Consider the following 18300-nt stretch of genomic DNA (forward strand, 5'->3'; position numbering starts at 1 on the left):
GCAAGTGATCCTGTGGGACCATATTTTCCAAACTTACAAATTCCAGCTGTCCTCGATTTTCTGCGTTCTTTACCAGCATTTTTATCCCCCCACACTATTATACCGCTTTCTTTTCCTCAATACGAGAAAAAGGCCACCTTTCGGTGACCTTTTTCGACAGGCTGACACCCTGAACCCGTTTTCACGGGATCAGGGTGTTTTTCATTGAATCAACTGGAAGTGTTCCGCCAGCGCGGCGCGGCCCAGAGAAGTGTCGTTGGTTTGAATCGCCTTCAGAATCCGGCGGTGGGTATCCAGCAGAGGGGTGCGGGTGGCCTCGTCCAGCTGGGCAAGCGTCTCCCGCCGGTAAAGATCCCCCTGGCTGGAAAGTGCCTCCATGATCGCGGCGATGAGTTGATTCTCCCCCGCCTCGATCAAGCTCCGGTGAAACCGGCTCTCGGCCTGCTCCAACTGACCCGGCTCCTGCGCCTGCTCCATTGCCTGCACCGCCTGTTCCATTTCCAGCAGCGGCTGCGGGGGTGCAAGGCGCACTGCCCGTTCATAAGCCGCCGCCTCCAGACTTTCGCGCAGGGTAAGAAATTCCCCCCGGTCGCTCTGGCGAAGCAGAAGCATCATGGAAAGAATGGAGGAGAACCCTTGCCCTGCCTCGTTCACAAGAAAACTGCCCTGCCCATGCACACTGCGCACAAAGCCCATGTTTTCCAGCTGGCGCAGCGCCTCCCGCACCGAGTTACGGCTAAGCCCCAGCTCCGCCATCAGGCTGCGTTCCGAGGGCAGCTTTGCCCCCAGCGTCAGCTTTCCCTCCAGAATCTGCCCCTTCAGATATTCCAGCACCAGATCATACGTACGAACCGTGGATTTTTCCTCATCTGCCGGCGGCTTCGTTTTCATCCAGCAATCCCCTCCAGCGCAGATAGTTGAGAATCATTTCCACACAGCCATCCACACCAAGGATGCCGCTGTCCAGGCAGAGCTCGTAGCCCTCGGCCTGACCCCACTGCTCACCGGTGAAATACTTGTGGAACTCGGTTCGCTCCTCGTCCACTTCCTGCATGCGCACCGCTGCTTTTTTCAGCGAGATATTCTCCAGCTGAGCGATACGCTGGCAGCGAATTTCGGGATCAGCATGGATAAACACACTCACGGCGTTTGCATCCGGGCGGAAGATCACGTTGCCGCACCGGCCAATCAGCACGCCGCTGTGATCCTGCATCAATGCGCGGATCCGGCGGAATACCGTTTCGCTTGTTACGGCTGGTTCCTCATTCATGGCAATGGCATAGAGCAGGCTGTTCACCGGGCGTTCTTCATAAAAAGACTTGACCTCGCTGTAATCCGGCGTGCTGCGGGCAATGGTCATCAGCTTTTCCTTGTCGTAAAAATCCACGCCAAGGCGTTCCGCCAGTTTCGCGCCCACCAGCCGGCCGCTGCTTCCGTATTGACGACCTACCGCCACAATCAATGGTTGTTTCATGGTTATCCCCTCCGCATGTTACATGAATTGCGCAAACACCGAGGCGCCTACCACAGTGAGCAGGCCTGCCACCGCAATGGCCAGACTGCTCATGGCGCCTTCCACCGCGCCCAGCTCCATGGCTCTGGCGGTGCCGATGGCATGGGCGGAATTGCCCAGCGCCAGACCCTTCGCCACAGGCTCCTGGATGCGGAACAGCTTGAACACGCCATCCGCGATCACATTGCCCAGAATACCGGTAATGATGATGGAGGCCACGGTAATGGTGACAATGCCGCCCAGCTCCTGCGATACACCCATACCAATGGCCGTGGTGATGGACTTGGGCAACAGCGTCACATACAGCTCGTGATCCAGCCCGAACAGCTTTGCGCAGACCAGAACGCCCAGAAGGCTGGCCAGAATGCCGGACACAATGCCACAGACCACCGCCTTCAGATTCTCTTTCAACAGGCTCAGCTGCTCATACAGGGGAACCGCCAGGCAGACCGTGGCGGGAGTGAGCAGGTAGGCCAGATACTGCCCGCTGGCGTTATAGCTCTGATAGTCCACGCCAAGCACCAGATTCACACCGATCACACAGATCACCGCGATCAGCAGCGGGTTAAGCACTGCAAGCCGGAACTTCTTTTTCAGCACAAGGCCCAGCTCATAGGCCAGCAGGCTGACTGCCGCGCCATAGAACATGGACGAAGCAAAAAACTCACGCATCCTTCTTCCCCCTTCCCCTTCGGATCACAAACTGGGTTGCCCGGCCGGTGACCGCCATCACCAGAACCGTGGTGAACACAACGGTAATCACCACCGGCCAGAACACCGGTGCAAGGCTGGGCCAGGCATCGGTAAGGCCCACCGCCGCGGGAATAAACATAACCGGCATGATCTCGATGAGAAACAGCGCCGCTTCCCGCACCTGGCTCACCCGAAGCAGACCGGTGCACAACAGCACCAACAGAATAACCAGTCCGTAAACACTGGCCGGGATCGGCAGCGGGATGACCGCTTTCAGCACCTCGCCCACAAAGGAGATGGCGAGAATGCGGGCCGTTTGTTTTAAAAACTTCATTCTACTTCCCCACTTTATTCAGGCATTGCGCAACTGGTAGGACCAGTTGCGTTTTTGATTATACGGCGGTGGGACGGCCTTGTCAAGACAGGCAAAAACAGAAAACCGCCCACGGAGAGATTTTCTTCTCCGCAGGCGGTCCATCCACTTTTATTCAAATGGTCGGCAATCAGAAATTACTGCCGTTCCAGCCCCAGAATTCCGTTTCCGCATATTTCACATAGATGCGGTCCGGCTGTACATCCAGTGTACTTTCCAGAATTTCAGTGATCCGGCTGGTCAGATCGTCGTATGCGTCATAACGGGCGCCACCGTACAGGCTCACCTCTGCCAGTGCCGCCGGAGCGTCGCTGCCGGCAAACCACAGATGCGCATCGCCGGTGAAATTCAGCATCAGCCAGTTTTCGTTTTTACCGGGCAGAATCTCGATGGCACGGCCCAGCTGGGTTTTCAGCATCTCTTCGGTATTATCCGGGATGGAAGCGTTGGTCACGATATGGATATAAGGCATGTGGGTTATTCCTTTCTGGTTATGAAATCAAGCGGAATGCTTACTCGGTGCGCCAGTAGGCCACGCTGTACGGCGGCATCTGGCTGCCGCCGCCAAAGTCGTGGTCTGTGCCGGTGATCAGATCCACCGCACGGCCTGCCTGAGCATCGAAATGGGCAGTGTAGGTGTCGCCGGAGGCATTCACCGCCACCAGAACCCGCTCATTCTCAAATTTGCGTTCAAAGATAATCTGGTGGTTGGTCAGCATCACATTGCGGTAGCTGCCGTAGCACAGGGCCTTGCTTGCCTTGTGCGCAGTCGCCAGTTTGGCAATCCATTCCGTAAGCTCATTTTCCTGAGGCAGCTCGATGGCCGGGCGCAGAGCGGCATCACCGTCGCTCTTTTTGCCCTCGATGCCCCACTCGCTGCCATAGTATACCGCCGGAGTGCCGGGCATACCGAACAGAAGGCCATAGGCCGGGCGCAGGTGCTCTTTGTTCTGCAAAATGCTGGCGATGCGCTCCACGTCGTGGTTGTCCAAAAAAGCCAGCAGGTGCTTGCCCTTGTAGAGGGTCCACTGTTCGGGGCCGAACTGGCGGGCCAGGCTGTGGCCGATCTCGAACATATTCATGCAGTTGAAGCTGGAATACAGCCCCTTGTAGCACTCATAGTTGGTGACGGAATGGCACATCTCGTCGTTCATCCAGCGGTTGTAGTCCCCGTGCAGGGTCTCGCCCATCAGCGCAAAATCCGCCTTCAGACCGGCAGTAAAGCTGCGCAGCTGCTTTAAGAACTCCGGAGCCAGACTGTAAGCCACGTCCAGACGCAGACCGTCGATGTCGAACTGCTCCACCCAGCCGCGGATGGAACGGAACAGATAATCCACCACCGCCGGGTTGTGCAGATTCAGCTTGACCAGCTCGTTGTGTCCTTCCCAGCCTTCATACCAGAATCCGTCGTTGTATTCGGTGTTGCCATCGAAGCTGACGTGGAACCAGTCTTTGTAGGGGCTGTCCCACTTTTTCTCCCGCACGTCCTGGAAGGCCCAGAAGCCCCGGCCCACGTGGTTGAACACGCCGTCCAGCATGACGCGCAGACCAGCCTCATGCAGCGCCGCGCAAACCTTTGCAAAGTCCTCATTGGTACCCAGGCGGCAATCTACCCGGGTCATATCGCGGGTATCGTAGCCATGCCGGTCACTCTCAAACAACGGGTTGAACAGCACGGTATCTGCCCCAAGAGCTTTGATGTGCTCCACCCAGTCCAGCACCCGGAGAATCCTGTGTTCCTGCACCCCGTCGTTCTCCGCGGGCGCACCGCACAGGCCCAACGGATAGATCTGGTAAATCACTGCTTCGTCAAACCACATATCGCGTTCTCTCCTTTATGCCCAAAAGGCATCCGTTTCTGCTTTCCAGTATACCATAGATTTGCCTAAAATTACACAAAAAACGCGCACAGAGCGAAAACTCTGTGCGCATTTTGTTTATTGGTTTTCCGGGAGCGTTTCCTCGCCGGGAGCAGCCGCTTCCGGCTCCAGGGGTTCACCGTTTGCGGTAATGCCCTTGGCCTTCAGCCGGTCAGCCAAAAAGTCGCTGGTGAGCGAATAGAGCACCGCGAAGGTGGGCACGCCCACCACCATACCGGCAAAGCCAAACAGGCCGCCGCCCACGATGATGGCCACCAGCACCCAGATGGCGGAAAGGCCGGTGGAATCGCCCAGGATCTTGGGACCCAGGATGTTGCCGTCGAACTGCTGGAGCGCCAGCACAAAGATGGCGAACTTGATGGCATCGATGGGACTTGCCATCAGCAGAATCATAACACTGGGAATCGCACCAATGAAGGGGCCAAAGAAAGGAATCACATTGGTCACACCCACGATCACGCTGATCAGCAGAGTGAAGGGCATCCCCAGCACACTCATTCCCACAAAACAGATCACACCAATGATGGCGCTGTCGATAATTTTTCCGGTGATAAAGCCGCTGAACACCTGGTTGGCATGGCTGCAGACCGTAAGCACCCGCCGGGCCTTGGGCAACGGCAGAAAGGCATAGGTAATCTTGTGCAGCTGGCCCAGCAGCTTGTGCTTGTCCATCAGCATGTAGACCGAAGCGATGAGGGCCGTGAGGGCGCTTACTACGCCGTTGCCCACCGCCATGCCGTAGTTGAGAATCTCCGGCATAAATCTTGTAGCCAGCTGGGTTGCCTGATTCATCAGATCCGCATAAGAGACCAGCATGCCGGAAGTGATCTCCGGATCAATGTTCAGCCGGTTTCCCCAGTTGTTCACCACTCCATTCAGATTGTCCAGATAGCCGGAAGCATTGTTGATGAGCATGGTTACGCTTTGTACCAGCTGCGGGATCACGAAGCTCAGCAGCAGCACCAGAACCGCCACCGCCAACAGGTAGCTGATGAGAATGCTCAGTATCCGCCGTCCGCCCAGCTTCTGTTCAAACCAGCGCACCGGCGCATCCAGCAGGTAAGCAATCACAAAGCCCCAGATAAATGGTGCCAGCACATCCATTACGGTTTTCAAGGCACCGTGGACCAGGTCCAGGTTGGACATGGCCAGATAAAAGGTAATTCCGATCAGAACCACCGCCAGGTTGGAAAAGAAGCGGTGATTCGGCCGCCATTTATTCACACTGTTTCCTCCGTTAAAATCGATTCCTCATTGTTTCACTTCTGCCGGGATTCACAGCATCCGCCGCAAACGGGGCTGCATTTTGAGCACGTACACGTGCAGCAGATTGTTCAGCGCCGCGTCGTAGATCCAGAAGCAGGCATTGCCCATGACCAAAAGCGCCGCCAGCATCCACCGTGCCGTCTGAGCGAATTCATCCACCAGGCTCGGCATCGGAAAAACGAACAGCAGAACGCTATACATTGCCAGCACCGCACCGTTAAAGAATGCCACCTTCACCAGCGCCTGCAGCGCCTTACCGGGAATTCTCTGGATGTACGCTTTTAGAAGCGGATAACACCCGAAGAAGAAGACGAAGATCGCCGCCATCTCCTTATCCGGCACAAAAAGCACCGAAAGCACACTGATGGCCCCGTAGCTCACCCAAGCCAGCCGCATTCCGCATTCCACGGCCACCGGCATCAGCAGAAGGCCGCTCATGGCCGGAGCACAGAAGGTGGCAAAGGGAATGATGCTGCCGCTGAGCATCAGCACAATGGAAAGTCCGCACATCACACCGCACAAAGCGACCCGACCGCTTTGCCGCCTGCGCATCTCAGCAGCACCCCTGCCCGCCGCAGCTGCAGCAAAGATCCATGCAATACATGGCCATGCACATATCGCAGCAGCTGCAGCCCACCGCATTGGCCTGCGCGCCGCCATAGGGTCCATAGGGGTTACCGGACATCTGGCCCTGAGCGCTGCTCTGCAGATTGTGCAGGGCAGCCGCATATTCCCGGTTGCCGGGATCCAGCCGGCAGGCCTGCTGGAAATAACGAAGGGCCTCGTTCATCCAGCCCTTGTAATAGTAGGCACTGCCCATCAAAAAGTTCCACTCGGCACTGGCGAGACCGTTGGGAATGCTCTGCAGCTGAGCCAGCGCCTCGTCCGCCCGGCCTGCACGAATCAGAGCACGGATCTCCGGATAGCTGCCGGTCGCGCCCTGGGGACCGCCGTTCTGCTGCTGGCCGGGATTCTGATTGCCATAGGGGTTCTGCGCGTTGCTACCGGCGGTACCGGTGCGCAGCTCGCTCATTACCGTATCAAACGCCTCGTTGATCTGGTTCATCTTGCGTTCGGCGTCCTCCCGCAGGGGGCCTGCCTCGTAATTCTCCGGGTTATACTTTTGCGCCAGCGCCCGGTAGGCCGCCTTTACTTCCTCTTCGCTTGCGCCCCGCGCAAGGCCTAATACCTGATATGCGTCCATTTCTTTTCTCCTTCTCCCATTCAGTTCAAACCGCCGCGCCGTGCGCCGCGGGCCGGCATTCCCGCCCGCTGGATGCTGCCGGGAATGCCAAGAAAAATAATATTATCCAAAATAGGGCGGTTCAGCCGCAGCTCCAGCAGATTATAGCAGCGGGCCACCTCGCCCGCTGCCAGCCTGCACTGCAGCCTGGCCTGCTCCACGGCCTGTTCTTTGCTCAGGCCGTTTTGCACGAACACATTGTACCGGTGCTTTTCCCGGTCCTCTTCATAGTCCTCCGCCGCGTCCAGCCAATAGAGAATCTTGCCCAGAAACAGACCCAATCGGCGCAGCACACGTTCCTGCTCCGGTGTTTCGGCGCAGGCGGCCAGAATCTGAGCCGTCATATTCCCGGTGGGCTCGGCTGCTTCGTCATAAAAGGTGGTCTGCTTTTTCTCCACCTGCTGCTGCAGCTCGGTCTGCCGCGCCAGCTCCGCGTCGATTGCGGGGTAGGCTGCCGCCGCCCGCTTGTAGGCTCGCCGCAGCAAAAGCCGTAGTGCACGGGCCGCCAGCCGCTTGAAAGAGGTCTCGTCCGCCTCGTCATCCACCAGCTTGTACCAGCTGAGCAGCACCAGCCCCGCAGCCGCCAGCCGCAGGCCCTGGGTACCCTTCTGCATACAGCGTTTCTGCAGAGGATTGGCGATGCACCGTTCCCGGCAGGGGCTGCCGGTCTCGCCGGAAAGGCCGTCGGCCAGAAGCGCCACTGTGACCAGATCGTAGTTCAGCAGCATCCGGGGCAAAAAGCCGTAATCTGCCTTAAGCTGCTTGCACAGCCCGCAGTACATGGCCCGGTAGCTCTCGAACTCCTTCACTTTCATCTCCGGTTTCTCCGGGGTGACATATCCGAACATCCTGCCGTTTCCTTTCCGCGTTTTGTGTGGAATCCTGGGCAAATATTTTGGCAGCACCGCATGCTCCCCTATTCTGGAATTATGCGGTATTGCACTAGGTTATCATACAATATTTTATCGCGCTTTACAACGAGAATGCGCCGTTTCCCGACAAAGTTCCAAAAAAATTTACAAAGAAAAACCCCGGATCTGGCCGGGGTTAAGAACAGGCGGCGAAACACTGACTGCTCCGCCCCTTCTGTTTTCAAATCTGCTGATCCAGTTCGCTGATGCCGCAAAACCGGTAGCCGTTTTCCGAAAACCAGTCAATGATATCCGGTAATGCCTTCACCGTATTTTTCGTGGCTTTGGTATCGTGCATCAGCACCACGCAGGTGGTCTTTCCTTCCGCTTCATTCACCACATTTTCATAGATTGTCCCGGCACTGGGGTGACCTCCCGCCGCATCTTCCGCGCAGACGTTCCAGTCCACATACCGGTAGCCCTTTTCCTCCGCCTGTTCCTTCAGAGCTTTCATGATCCCGCTGCCACCATATTTGTGGCTCACCGTGTTGGTGCTGCCGCCGGGAAACCGCAGCCAATGGATGGTATCCAGATTCACATAGGGTTCAATGGTCTGGCGCAGCTGCTTGATGTCTGCCCAAAAGGCGGTGGTGCTTTCGTAAATGGTCTTGTAGCTGTGGCTATAGCTGTGAAGGCCGATCTGGTGCCCCTCCTCGGTCATGCGCTGCAGCAGCGGAAGATATTTCTGGTTGTTCTCGGCCCCCACCACAAAAAACGTGGCGCACACGCCCTTTTCCTTTAAGATATCCAGCACCGATTCTGTGGTGGCGCTGGGGCCGTCGTCAAAGGTCAGAAATACCCGCTTTTCCTGTTCTGGTGTTTCGCTTTGCCCCGCTGCCGCCGGAACCACCGGCACGTTGGTCAGGTCCGCATTGCTGCATACCGCACTCTGCCCGGCAGCCCAGAGCATTGCCCCGGCCACTGCCGCGCAGCATACCCCCCATGCTGTCAGCCAGAAAATGCGCTTTCGTTTCATGGATGCTTTCATATCCGATCCCCTCGTTTTCCATTGTTGATTTGCCTCGGCAAACCTTTTATACTTATAGCTATGAAGTTCGGGGATGGGTTATCCCCTTTTTTGAAGGAGAAAAATATGGAAATCGCAACCCTTATATTGGCCGCCCTGGCCTGTATCTTCAGTCTGCTGGCTCTGCTGCGCCGCCCGCCGCAGAGCGATTTGTCCGGGGAGGATCTGGAAAAGGTTCGGCAGGATCTGCTGGCGGAAATCCGCCAGACCCGCCAGGAGCTGAGCGGCCGTGTAATGGCCGGCATGCAGGCGGGCGCCAACCAGACTGAGCAGAAGCTGGAAAGCATTCGCACCACCATGGAGGTCCGGCTGAACTCCATGCAGGCCAGCAACGACCGGCGCCTGAACGAGATGCGGCAGACTGTGGACGAAAAGCTGCAGAAAACGCTGGAGGACAAGCTGCAGAAGAGCTTTGGTCTGGTGAGTCAGCAGCTGGAAATGGTCTACAAGGGGCTGGGCGAGATGCGCACTCTGGCTGCCGGAGTGGGCGATTTGAAGAAGGTTCTGAGCAATGTTAAAACCCGGGGCATTCTGGGCGAGATTCAGCTGGGGGCCATTTTGAACGAGATTCTGGCCCCGGAGCAGTTTGCAGAGAACGTGGCCACTGTGCCCGGAAGTTCCGAGCGGGTGGAATTCGCTCTGCGGCTGCCCGGTGACGGAGACGGCCAGGTATGGCTGCCCATCGACGCCAAGTTTCCCTCGGACGCTTATTCCGCCCTGCTGGCCGCCTACGATCTGGGAGACCGGGCCGCAGTGGAGACTGCCGCCAAGGAGCTGGACAAACGCATCCGCAGCTTCGGCAAGGACATTCACGACAAATACATTGCTCCGCCTCACACCACCGACTTCGGCGTGATGTTCCTGCCGGTGGAAGGTCTTTACGCCGAGGTGGTGCGCCGCGGCATTGCCGAGCGGCTGCAGCGGGAATACAAAATCGTAGTGGCCGGCCCTACCACCATGGCCGCGCTGCTGAACAGCCTGCAGATGGGCTTCCGCACCCTGGCGATTCAGAAGCGGTCCAGCGAGGTCTGGAAGGTGCTTGCCAGCGTGAAAGCGGAGTTTGACACCTTTGGCCAGGCGCTGGCTCAGGCACAGAACCGGCTGAATCAGGCCAGCCATGAGCTGGAAAATCTGGTAGGCGTGCGCACCCGTCAGATTCAGCGCAAGCTGCGTCAGGTGACTGAACTTCCGGCAGACAGCGATGTCGCTGCCATGCTCGGCCAAGACAGCCTGGAAGAAAATGAAAGTTAAGTATTGACTTTTTGCTGTAAACCTGATAAACTATCTCTTGCGGTCGCAATCGGCCGCAGGATTATGCGAGGGTGGCGGAATCGGCATACGCGCATGTTTGAGGTGCATGTGGTTTTTACCTTGAGGGTTCAAGTCCCTTTCCTCGCACCAAAGTTGCTTATCAGCCCAGTTGGCAAACAGTTGTTGATTGCCTTTGGTTGTAAGCGTTGAAAAGAGCTCCGGGAAACCGGAGCTCTTTTCTTTTCCTGAACCATTATACGCAAACAGACAGAGCGCCCGGAGGAATTTCTCCCCGGGCGCTCTGTCTGTTATTTCGGAAGGAAGTTTCCAGAAGTTGTCTCTCACATGCAAGATTCATCACACGGGAATGTCTGCCGCTGAATTGAAGCTGCTCCTTCCAGCTGCAGCTCGATTCTGTCCCGCGGGATGGGGCATTCCAGATACACCGGATGATCCTTGTCAAGAGCAGAAACCACCAGCGTAATTTTCTGCCCCTGTTCAATCTGCTTGCGGAACCGTTTCAGGCCAATTTCCCAATGCTGGTCGTAATTGAACCAGTCAGCCATCAGGGTATCGCCGCAGTAAAGCTGCGCCACATTTCCGACAAGCCGGAATGCAACGCGGCAATCCTCACAGGCAGAGAAAATATCCCGGGGAACATGCAGGACATACTCTTTGGCAGGCTGTGCAGAGAACAGATAGTCGTCCCCTTCCATCGGGTGATGCGCCGGCATTTCTTCGAGCCGGATTCCTATGCAGTTCCCGGAAGCCGTTGCCCGATCCACCGTATAGTTCTGCCCGTCGCACGCAAGGACTGTATCATGGCAGAAGAACACCCGACCATTCATTTTCCACAGCGACTCCGCCTGTTGCTGGGTCAGCAGATACAGCTCGGTTTTCTCATTTCCTTTGCAGGCGGTAAATGCCGGAGTCTGCCCCTCATTGGCCACAAGCAACGTTTCTCCGTCGGCATTCTGCCCTGTCAGATGCGCCCCTTCCCCTGCAGCCAGTTTGCCCCGGCACGCAATGCCGTCGGGGACAAAGAAGTAGTAACGGGTTACTCCATCCGCCTTCTCATAGCAGATGGGCTGTGCCAGCAGATACTCCACCCGGATCAGTCCATACTCCCTCTTCATGGGGAACATGGCCGAAACTCCGGATGGAACATCCAGGCGGGGAATGCCGCAGGAGCCCTGTGCCGTGTGCACTGTAATCTCGGCGTTTTCGATAGGATCGTACGGCACAAGGCGCTGATGGTTGTTTACGAACAGATATCCACCGCCTTCGGGATGAATGCGAACCGACACCTTGCGATCAATCTGCCCGCCGGTCTTTTCGCAGAAGAAAGGCTGTGCAGCGGCAAATTCTTCCGCATAATCGGCCAGGAAAAGGTGAAGCAGCCGCAGGCGGTGGTAAGACCGCCGCAAGAAGCCGTATTCCGAAATGGGCGCCTGAAAGTCGTAGCTGGAAATGGGGCAATTGTTCGGGTATCCGGTAGAGCGGCTTTCCTGATAACGTCCCTGCGGATTGCGCCCACCGTGATACATATAATATCCCAGCACATTTACCCACTGTGCCAGATGCATCAGCCCAATGAAATAGGCATCCCGATCCGAAATGATCGGCCGCCGGTGCTCGTACACCTGCACCCCGCAGCCAAGCTCACAGGTTGCATACGGAAAATCGTCATAGGGAAGCTCTTCCCATACAACATCCTTAAGGATATCGACATCGATTCCCTTGTCGATTTTTTCGCTGCTGATGCAAAAGCGGTTGTGCACCGGAAGAGGCTGCGTGTTCTGTACCCAGGGTCGCTCGGGATAACGACCGAACATGGGCAGAAGATCCCCTTTCAGGCTGCCATTTGGCGGCCATGCGGTAATGGTGTACAGCGGCAGACGAAATCCGACTTCAACGGCCATTTTGCGCAGACTGGGAATGTAATCCCGATCCTTGCCGCCGTATTCATTTTCCAGCTGAATGCCGATAACGACCGAGCCATTCTGATAAAAGAAATCCTTCACCTGCTCGTAATAGGCGCGGTACAGATTCCGCACCTTTTCCAGATATTCCGGGCTGGATGTGCGCTTGTCCTGCCGCTCCTGAATAAACTCCGGGAAACCGCCGTACACAACCTCGCCGTGGCACCAGGGGCCAATGCGCAGCAGAACCAGCATTTCGTTTTTCTCACACAGGCTGAGGAATTTGCGGATGTCTCTGTCACCGGCAAAATTGAATTCCCCTTCCCGCTCTTCGTGCAGAATCCAGAACAGGTAGGTGGAGATTACCGTTACTCCGCCAGCCTTCATCTTCCGGATCTCGTCTTCCCAGCATTCCTGCGGACAGCGGCTAAAATGGAATTCGCCAACCACCGGAGCAATGGGTTTTCCTGCCCGTTCCAGATAAAGATTCGTTGCAACAAGATCCGATTCCACCTCTGACAGAGAAAGATGATGGGAATTCAGCGGTTTGAATCGCTGACACTCAAAATGGATGTTCATTTTTTCGTCCTCCCCTAAGGCACGATCCTTGCATTTATGCGAAGCACGCCCCGCATTTTCGAACTAATTCTAGCAAATCAACCGGTACAGTTCCATAGGCTCTTTTTGTCTTTTATCGTCATTAAAATCCTTTTTGGGATTTTCTGTTTTCCCTTGAAAAAACTCCCCCTGCAGTTTTTTTGGGGAGCCCTCGCGCAGCAGACGGTTTTCTCTGCAAATATGTGATCGACCCCATCCCCCATTGATTCAAAGAAAGCGCCGGGTCAGCGCAGATTGCGGCAAGCAAAAGATCAGCCGTGAAAGAACAGTTTCCGGAATTGAAAACAGTCATCCGATCTACCCGCCCACGCCGAACTGTAACGACTTTTGTTGTTTTCTCACTTAAAGAGGAATATAATGGCATTATATCCATATCCGGGAAATCTCTTCCTGCTTGCGGTTTTGGAAGGAAGAGCGGAAATCTTTGTGCCTTTTCTTGCGGGCACATCACAGGAGGAATTACGAGATGAAACGAATGCTGATTATTTTATCCGCACTTATGATATTACTGAGCGGATGTACATCTGCTCCCGTACAACAGGCCCCCGCAATAGAAATGCGGGTTTCCGAGGGCTGGATTGAATACACCAGCGACGGACAGACCTGGATCCAGCTTGTCGCTCTTGACGAGCTGAAGGGTCAGGATGGGCAGGATGGACAAGATGGAAGCAGTGGGCAGAATTCCCAATCCACAGATACGACTACTTCTGATGTGACCGTTATACAGGGCGAAAAAGGCGACAAGGGCGATAAAGGCAAGCCCGGCGCTGCGGGCCCGGCCGGTGCACAGGGAGAAAAGGGCGATACCGGTGCGCAGGGGCCTGCCGGTGAAACCATCGTTATCACACCACAGCCCACCAGTGCCCCCAGTGATCTGCAGCTGGAAAGTCTGAGCATCGGCGGAAAGCCGTTTGTGGGTACCAGCGGAGACTATGTAGTTCTTGTGGCCTGCTTCTCCCCTTCCGACTCTACTCCCGCATTTGAATGGAACTGCAGCGGTGGAGAAATTCTGGGCAACACGGAGACCGTGCTGTTTGTGGCCCCGCCCAACGAAGGATTTACAGACAAAACCTACACCATCACCGTAACTGCCGGCGGAAAAACCGCTTCCAAAGATATTGTGGTAAAAGGGCGACCGCTGCCCACCGAAGCTCCAACTCCGGCGCCTACCGAAGCTCCGTTGCGCACCCTGGCTCCGACGCCTCTGCCCACAGCTGCACCCACACCAGCACCTACTCCTGCACCCACTGCTGCACCCACTGCTGCACCCACTGCTGTACCTACCCCAGAGCCTACCCCAGTCCCCACAGAAGTCCCCTCTCCCCGTTGGTAAAACAGCTTTCTTGTGCAAAAACGCAGAAGAAGCAAAAGGCTCTGCACACAAAAATCTTTTCCAGACATGTCCGCCTTTGGCTTTTTTCGGAAAAAAGTGCTATACTATAATTAAAGAAATATTGCTCGCCCTGCCCGCAACGGAAAGCCCGGTTACGGGCAGGGTGCAGGCATTTTCCCGCGCTTTGCTGCTGATGAATCAGCGGCAAGGCGCTTTCTTACAGGCAAAAATCACACGGGCTTGAACTGCGAGGTGGAACATGTATCAAATCGGGCAATATATCGTTTATGGCAGCACCGGTGTATGCCGGGTGGAAGGACTGGTGGAAAAGCCTCCTCTTGGGCTTTATTATGTTTTAAAGCCCCTGTACGAAAGCGGAACCATTTATACTCCTGCGGAACACCCCAAAGTGTTCATGCGGCCGGTCATCAGTCGTGAGGATGCAGAAGCTCTGATCGACCAGATCCCCGGGATTGTCGTCCAGCCGGACCGCACCAAAAATCTGCAGGAACTGCGGGAACATTACCGCACTGCCACTTGCAGCCATAACTGCGCCGATTTGATCCGACTGACCATGTCGATCTACGCCAAAAAGAAGGAACAGGAACAGATGGGCCGCCGCTTCGGCCAGGTGGACGAGCGCTTCATGAAGCAGGCGGAGAGCATCCTGTTTGGTGAATTCGCAGTGGCGCTTGGTATTCCCCGGGAGGAAGTTCACGATTATATTTCCCGCCGGGTGGAGTGTCTGCGGGCTGTTCAGGTTTAATTTTTTGTGAGCCGCACTTGCATTTTGACCAAGGAGTCGATGCAAATGCGGCTCTTTTTCTACTTTTCATAAAACATGTTCATCATTCCGCCAGAATTTTGTACAATTGTTTGTTTAATTTATCAATTGAAACAATTGCGCAAAATATTTATACTATATACTATCAAATCAACCACTGAACAACAGATTTTAGAAGGGGGTGTACGGAATGAGCGAACCTACCGCACGTGAACTGTTGGTTCAGCTGACCCAGGAGGCAGAACGTCTCCGGCTGTTGGATTTGGCCGATCGCTGCCGTTCTTTGGATGAACTGAAGGACTGCCTGCGCGCCATGCTGAAAGGCGTTGTTTGATTATATCGTTTCTTTTGCTCTCTATCATCTCTACATAGCGAAAGCCCCGGGCCATTGGCCCGGGGCTTTCCTTTTGTCTTTTTATTCCGATTTTTGTGATCTGTCAGACGCTTTTTTCAGATAACGCTGTGCAAATTCCTCCGGCGGAATGGGGCAACTGTAGAAGAAGCCCTGACCGTACTCACAGCCGATGGAATGAACAAATTCCTCGTCCTGCTGCACCTCCACGCCCTCGGCAACGGTGGTAATCTGCAGATCCTTTGCCAGCTTGACCACATTTTTCAACGCCAGCTTGTTCTTTTCCTTTTTGTCCGGCGCGCTTTCCAGCAGGAAATCCTTATCGAATTTCACCTCGTCCACCTGAATCCCCGCCAGCACGTTCAGGGAAGAATAACCGCTGCCGAAATCGTCCAGCGACAGGCGGAAGCCTTTTTCGTGCAGCTGAGCCAGCGTTTTGTTCATCTGCTCGATGTTTTCAATGGCCAGCCCTTCCAGAATTTCCAGTTGGATGTATCCATGGGGAATGTGATAGCGATCCATTACCGCGCACAGACGCTCCACATAGTCCGACTGATAGAACAGCAGCCGGGACTGATTCACCGAAATGCAAATCGGCTCATAGCCGGCATCCATCCACTCCCGCAGCTGGCGGCAGGTTCTGTCCACCATATACAGATCCAGACGGGCACAGAACCCGTTTTTCTCAAACGCCGGGATAAACTCGTTGGGATAAACCAGCGTTTCATCCGGCCGAATCCAGCGCACAAGAGCCTCGGCGCCTTCCACCTGACCATTCTCCAGCCGCACCTTGGGCTGGAGGAACAGCTGAAACTCCTGTTTCGCCAGCGCGCTCTGCATGCTGCTTTCGATGCTGTTCTGGAAGTTTTCCTTCCGGTGCATGGCCCGGTCGTAAAATGCCAGCACATTCTGGTATTTTTTCACTGCATGCTTCTGGGCAAATTCCGCCTTGTGCAGAAGATCCCGCACCAGTTCCTCCGGCGGGGCGCTCTCCTGTACCATTGCGGCGCCCGCATACAGAATAACGGGGTAGCTCACATTCAGCTCCTGGGCGATGGTTCCCGCCTGCTCCATGATTGCCTCCACGCGGGCGCGAACCTGCTCCTCCTGGCTGGAATGCAAAAGCAGATAGAACTGATCCGCATTGGAGCGACAGAAGCACTCCTTCTCCCCTATCATCTGCCGCAGCAGGGCTGCCAGCTTTTTCAGCACCTGATCCGCCTGTGCCTTGCCCAGAATCTCGTTGATGTACTGGAACTGACGGATATTCATGGTAATGAGCGCATAGTTGCTGTCCTCTGCCAGAAGATCCTCTGCACATTGCGTGAACTTTTCAAAATTATAGGTGCCGGTCAGCCGGTCGTAGTAGGCCAGCTTCATAAGCTCTTTGTTGCTGCCCCACATGGCCCACCGCACATAATACAACAGGCCCAGGCAAAGCAGGATGATCATTCCGCTGAGCACATTGGACGTGATCAGAATGGAATAGATCGGGCTTTTGCCGGAATTGATCGTATCGGCATAGCACAGATACCAGCCATTCATACCAAATGGCTGCATATAAACCGTTTGCTCCTTGCCCTCCAGCTGAATGGTAAAATGCAACGCCTCATTATTTTCCATCTGCTGCAGCGCCGACTGAGCCACCTGCTCATCCACACCGGCCTGACTGAGAAAATTCTCCGTGCCCTGCGGTGCCAGCGGAGTGCTTTCCGAGGCAGCAATGATGCGGCCACTCTGATCCACCCACACCACATCCAGCTTGCTCTGAGAAACTGAAGGCTGCGTGAAGATTTTCTGAAAGGCACTCAGATCCTTGGATGCAGCCACCACACCGGTCACGCTTCCGTTGGCCGCCTGTACCGGTGCGGCATACATGATCAGCTGTTGCTGCATTCCTTCATCGTAATATACCTGCGACGCGGATTTTTTACCCTGCAGCGCATAATTGATCAGCTGCTGCACTTCCGGCTCCAGCGCCTCCATTGGGATATTCTCTTCCAGAGTACCATCTGCCCGTACCCGGCTCTGCATACCGGTTCGGGTGTAGTAGCCCATGCGCAGGAAGGAATTATCCTGGCGGGCATCCTGCAGATCCATCGCAAAATCGCGAAATTCCTCGCTGGATTTTCCCTGCATGTATTCCGCCATGATCTGCAGCGCTTCCCGGTCGGTCCCCATTCGATTGCGCATCTCAAGCCAGTATTCATTCATGGAGGTCTGCAGCTGTGTGTTATAAGATTTCCGGTTCGCCTGCTGAATGGATGCAATGCCCATACAGGAAACCACAATCAGTGAAATACCGATCAGCACCGTGGAAAGGGTAATCTGCAAGAAGCGCTGATGCATCCGGGGCCTGGACGCCCGTTTTTCTGCTTTATTTCGTTTTAAAAGCGCCATCTCCCGCCTCCTCTCCCGGCTTTTTGGGATAAAAATCCAGATGGTTCTATTTTACCGCATCCGGCACATTTCCCGCAAGAGTGTTCCTGCCATCCTGGCGAACCTTGCAGAATTTTGCCGGATATTTTTCTTTTATTATATAAGGTATCCCATATCTGCGCAACGCAGGCGCAGCAAAAAAAGATTCAATTTTTTTAAGTTTTCCTCTTGACAATTCCCGGATTCTTGCTAAAATGTACTTAAATAATTTTAGCTAAATTATTTTAATTAAAATTATAAAACCATTTTTCGACACATTTCAACACATCAAAAAATAACCCAAGAAAGTGAGAGTTTTATCATGTTTGAGAAAGTACGCGACATCATTGTGGACACCCTGAGCTGCGACGCTGACAAAGTTACCATGGAGGCCACCCTGGCCGACGATCTGGGCGCTGACAGCCTGGACGCTGTTGAGCTGAACATGGCTCTGGAGGACAACCTGGGCGTTGCCATCTCCGACGAGGAACTGGCCAACATGAAGACCGTTGGCGACATTGTGAATTACCTGGAGGCCAACGCCTGATTTTTGCGGCGTAAGGCAAGGCGCCCCTTCACCGGCGCTTTGCATCAGCTCTGGCAGGGGCGGCCGGGAAGGCGGCGATCCGCCGTTCCGGCTGCTTTTTGCCGGAGCTGATTTTCTTTCGGCACCGGGGCACGCATTGCGCGTCCCCTGCCGCCTATCACGATTTATA

General features: G+C 55.2%; 18 protein-coding genes and 1 tRNA gene. 6 read left to right on the plus strand and 13 right to left on the minus strand.

Annotated features, from left to right (window positions below):
- Positions 1 to 201 precede the first annotated feature (201 nt).
- From EDD77_RS01125 to EDD77_RS01175, 11 genes are all read right to left on the minus strand, one after another.
- Positions 202 to 891: a FadR/GntR family transcriptional regulator gene (locus EDD77_RS01125; RefSeq protein WP_058966042.1), complete on the minus strand. Its 690-nt coding sequence runs from the start codon at positions 889 to 891 to the stop codon at positions 202 to 204.
- Positions 866 to 1474, minus strand: coding sequence for a cytidylate kinase-like family protein (locus tag EDD77_RS01130; protein WP_058966044.1), 609 nt, complete (start codon positions 1472 to 1474; stop codon positions 866 to 868). The genes EDD77_RS01125 and EDD77_RS01130 overlap by 26 nt, the downstream gene beginning before the upstream one ends.
- Before the next feature lie 18 nt (positions 1475 to 1492).
- Positions 1493 to 2185: an LrgB family protein gene (locus EDD77_RS01135; RefSeq protein ID WP_058966046.1), complete on the minus strand. Its 693-nt coding sequence runs from the start codon at positions 2183 to 2185 to the stop codon at positions 1493 to 1495.
- Entirely contained in the window at positions 2178 to 2540 is a 363-nt protein-coding gene (locus tag EDD77_RS01140; RefSeq protein ID WP_058966048.1) for a CidA/LrgA family protein, read from the minus strand. The genes EDD77_RS01135 and EDD77_RS01140 overlap by 8 nt, the downstream gene beginning before the upstream one ends.
- 169 nt (positions 2541 to 2709) lie before the next feature.
- Positions 2710 to 3051, minus strand: a complete 342-nt coding sequence (locus EDD77_RS01145) for a phenylpyruvate tautomerase MIF-related protein (protein WP_058966050.1) — start codon at positions 3049 to 3051, stop codon at positions 2710 to 2712.
- Positions 3052 to 3091: 40 nt separating this feature from the next.
- Positions 3092 to 4399 carry an alpha-amylase family glycosyl hydrolase gene (locus EDD77_RS01150; RefSeq protein ID WP_058966052.1) on the minus strand — a complete coding sequence of 436 codons (1308 nt, stop codon included), beginning with the start codon at positions 4397 to 4399 and terminating at the stop codon, positions 3092 to 3094.
- Positions 4400 to 4516: 117 nt separating this feature from the next.
- Entirely contained in the window at positions 4517 to 5683 is a 1167-nt protein-coding gene (locus EDD77_RS01155) for an AI-2E family transporter (RefSeq protein WP_242868459.1), read from the minus strand.
- A gap of 51 nt (positions 5684 to 5734) precedes the next feature.
- Positions 5735 to 6277 (minus strand): hypothetical protein, encoded by a 543-nt coding sequence (locus tag EDD77_RS01160; RefSeq protein WP_058966056.1) that lies wholly within the window; start codon positions 6275 to 6277, stop codon positions 5735 to 5737.
- Between the two features lies 1 nt (position 6278).
- A complete protein-coding gene (locus tag EDD77_RS01165; protein ID WP_058966058.1) occupies positions 6279 to 6929 on the minus strand; it encodes a J domain-containing protein in 651 nt (216 codons plus the stop codon).
- Between the two features lie 20 nt (positions 6930 to 6949).
- Positions 6950 to 7816 (minus strand): DUF5685 family protein, encoded by an 867-nt coding sequence (locus EDD77_RS01170; protein ID WP_058966060.1) that lies wholly within the window; start codon positions 7814 to 7816, stop codon positions 6950 to 6952.
- 244 nt (positions 7817 to 8060) lie between these two features.
- Entirely contained in the window at positions 8061 to 8867 is an 807-nt protein-coding gene (locus EDD77_RS01175) for a polysaccharide deacetylase family protein (RefSeq protein WP_058966062.1), read from the minus strand.
- Between the two features lie 105 nt (positions 8868 to 8972).
- Between EDD77_RS01175 and EDD77_RS01180 the strand changes: the two genes are divergently transcribed.
- Positions 8973 to 10157 (plus strand): DNA recombination protein RmuC, encoded by a 1185-nt coding sequence (locus tag EDD77_RS01180; RefSeq protein WP_058966064.1) that lies wholly within the window; start codon positions 8973 to 8975, stop codon positions 10155 to 10157.
- Positions 10158 to 10222: 65 nt separating this feature from the next.
- Positions 10223 to 10307: transfer RNA gene (locus EDD77_RS01185), tRNA-Leu, on the plus strand.
- A 191-nt stretch (positions 10308 to 10498) separates the two neighbouring features.
- Here the strand turns inward: EDD77_RS01185 and EDD77_RS01190 are convergent.
- Positions 10499 to 12658, minus strand: coding sequence for a beta-galactosidase (locus tag EDD77_RS01190; RefSeq protein ID WP_058966066.1), 2160 nt, complete (start codon positions 12656 to 12658; stop codon positions 10499 to 10501).
- 505 nt (positions 12659 to 13163) lie between these two features.
- Between EDD77_RS01190 and EDD77_RS18250 the strand changes: the two genes are divergently transcribed.
- The 3 genes from EDD77_RS18250 (at position 13164) to EDD77_RS17960 (ending at position 15148) form a co-directional block, all read left to right on the plus strand.
- On the plus strand, positions 13164 to 14030 hold the full coding sequence (locus tag EDD77_RS18250; RefSeq protein ID WP_058966070.1) for a hypothetical protein: 867 nt from the start codon (positions 13164 to 13166) through the stop codon (positions 14028 to 14030).
- A gap of 259 nt (positions 14031 to 14289) precedes the next feature.
- Positions 14290 to 14796, plus strand: a complete 507-nt coding sequence (locus EDD77_RS01210; RefSeq protein ID WP_058966072.1) for a CarD family transcriptional regulator — start codon at positions 14290 to 14292, stop codon at positions 14794 to 14796.
- A gap of 208 nt (positions 14797 to 15004) precedes the next feature.
- Positions 15005 to 15148, plus strand: coding sequence for a hypothetical protein (locus tag EDD77_RS17960; protein WP_156417385.1), 144 nt, complete (start codon positions 15005 to 15007; stop codon positions 15146 to 15148).
- 81 nt (positions 15149 to 15229) lie between these two features.
- On the opposite strand, the gene EDD77_RS01215 is transcribed toward EDD77_RS17960, so the two are convergent.
- Positions 15230 to 17566, minus strand: coding sequence for a bifunctional diguanylate cyclase/phosphodiesterase (locus EDD77_RS01215; protein ID WP_082669660.1), 2337 nt, complete (start codon positions 17564 to 17566; stop codon positions 15230 to 15232).
- Positions 17567 to 17906: 340 nt separating this feature from the next.
- Between EDD77_RS01215 and acpP the strand changes: the two genes are divergently transcribed.
- Positions 17907 to 18131 (plus strand): acyl carrier protein, encoded by a 225-nt coding sequence (acpP, locus tag EDD77_RS01220; RefSeq protein ID WP_370826156.1) that lies wholly within the window; start codon positions 17907 to 17909, stop codon positions 18129 to 18131.
- Positions 18132 to 18300: the final 169 nt, after the last annotated feature.

The sequence above is a fragment of the Allofournierella massiliensis genome (genome assembly GCF_004345265.1).
Taxonomy (GTDB): domain Bacteria; phylum Bacillota; class Clostridia; order Oscillospirales; family Ruminococcaceae; genus Allofournierella; species Allofournierella massiliensis.

Coding starts and splice junctions, on each gene's coding strand:
- EDD77_RS01135 (WP_058966046.1), bottom strand. CDS start 2,185: ATGCGTGAGTTTTTTGCTTCGTCCATGTTCTATGGCGCGGCAGTCAGC.
- acpP (WP_370826156.1), top strand. CDS start 17,907: ATGTTTGAGAAAGTACGCGACATCATTGTGGACACCCTGAGCTGCGAC.
- EDD77_RS01215 (WP_082669660.1), bottom strand. CDS start 17,566: ATGGCGCTTTTAAAACGAAATAAAGCAGAAAAACGGGCGTCCAGGCCC.
- EDD77_RS01125 (WP_058966042.1), bottom strand. CDS start 891: ATGAAAACGAAGCCGCCGGCAGATGAGGAAAAATCCACGGTTCGTACG.
- EDD77_RS01210 (WP_058966072.1), top strand. CDS start 14,290: ATGTATCAAATCGGGCAATATATCGTTTATGGCAGCACCGGTGTATGC.
- EDD77_RS01150 (WP_058966052.1), bottom strand. CDS start 4,399: ATGTGGTTTGACGAAGCAGTGATTTACCAGATCTATCCGTTGGGCCTG.
- EDD77_RS01130 (WP_058966044.1), bottom strand. CDS start 1,474: ATGAAACAACCATTGATTGTGGCGGTAGGTCGTCAATACGGAAGCAGC.
- EDD77_RS01160 (WP_058966056.1), bottom strand. CDS start 6,277: ATGCGCAGGCGGCAAAGCGGTCGGGTCGCTTTGTGCGGTGTGATGTGC.
- EDD77_RS17960 (WP_156417385.1), top strand. CDS start 15,005: ATGAGCGAACCTACCGCACGTGAACTGTTGGTTCAGCTGACCCAGGAG.
- EDD77_RS18250 (WP_058966070.1), top strand. CDS start 13,164: ATGAAACGAATGCTGATTATTTTATCCGCACTTATGATATTACTGAGC.
- EDD77_RS01190 (WP_058966066.1), bottom strand. CDS start 12,658: ATGAACATCCATTTTGAGTGTCAGCGATTCAAACCGCTGAATTCCCAT.
- EDD77_RS01170 (WP_058966060.1), bottom strand. CDS start 7,816: ATGTTCGGATATGTCACCCCGGAGAAACCGGAGATGAAAGTGAAGGAG.
- EDD77_RS01175 (WP_058966062.1), bottom strand. CDS start 8,867: ATGAAAGCATCCATGAAACGAAAGCGCATTTTCTGGCTGACAGCATGG.
- EDD77_RS01145 (WP_058966050.1), bottom strand. CDS start 3,051: ATGCCTTATATCCATATCGTGACCAACGCTTCCATCCCGGATAATACC.
- EDD77_RS01180 (WP_058966064.1), top strand. CDS start 8,973: ATGGAAATCGCAACCCTTATATTGGCCGCCCTGGCCTGTATCTTCAGT.
- EDD77_RS01140 (WP_058966048.1), bottom strand. CDS start 2,540: ATGAAGTTTTTAAAACAAACGGCCCGCATTCTCGCCATCTCCTTTGTG.
- EDD77_RS01165 (WP_058966058.1), bottom strand. CDS start 6,929: ATGGACGCATATCAGGTATTAGGCCTTGCGCGGGGCGCAAGCGAAGAG.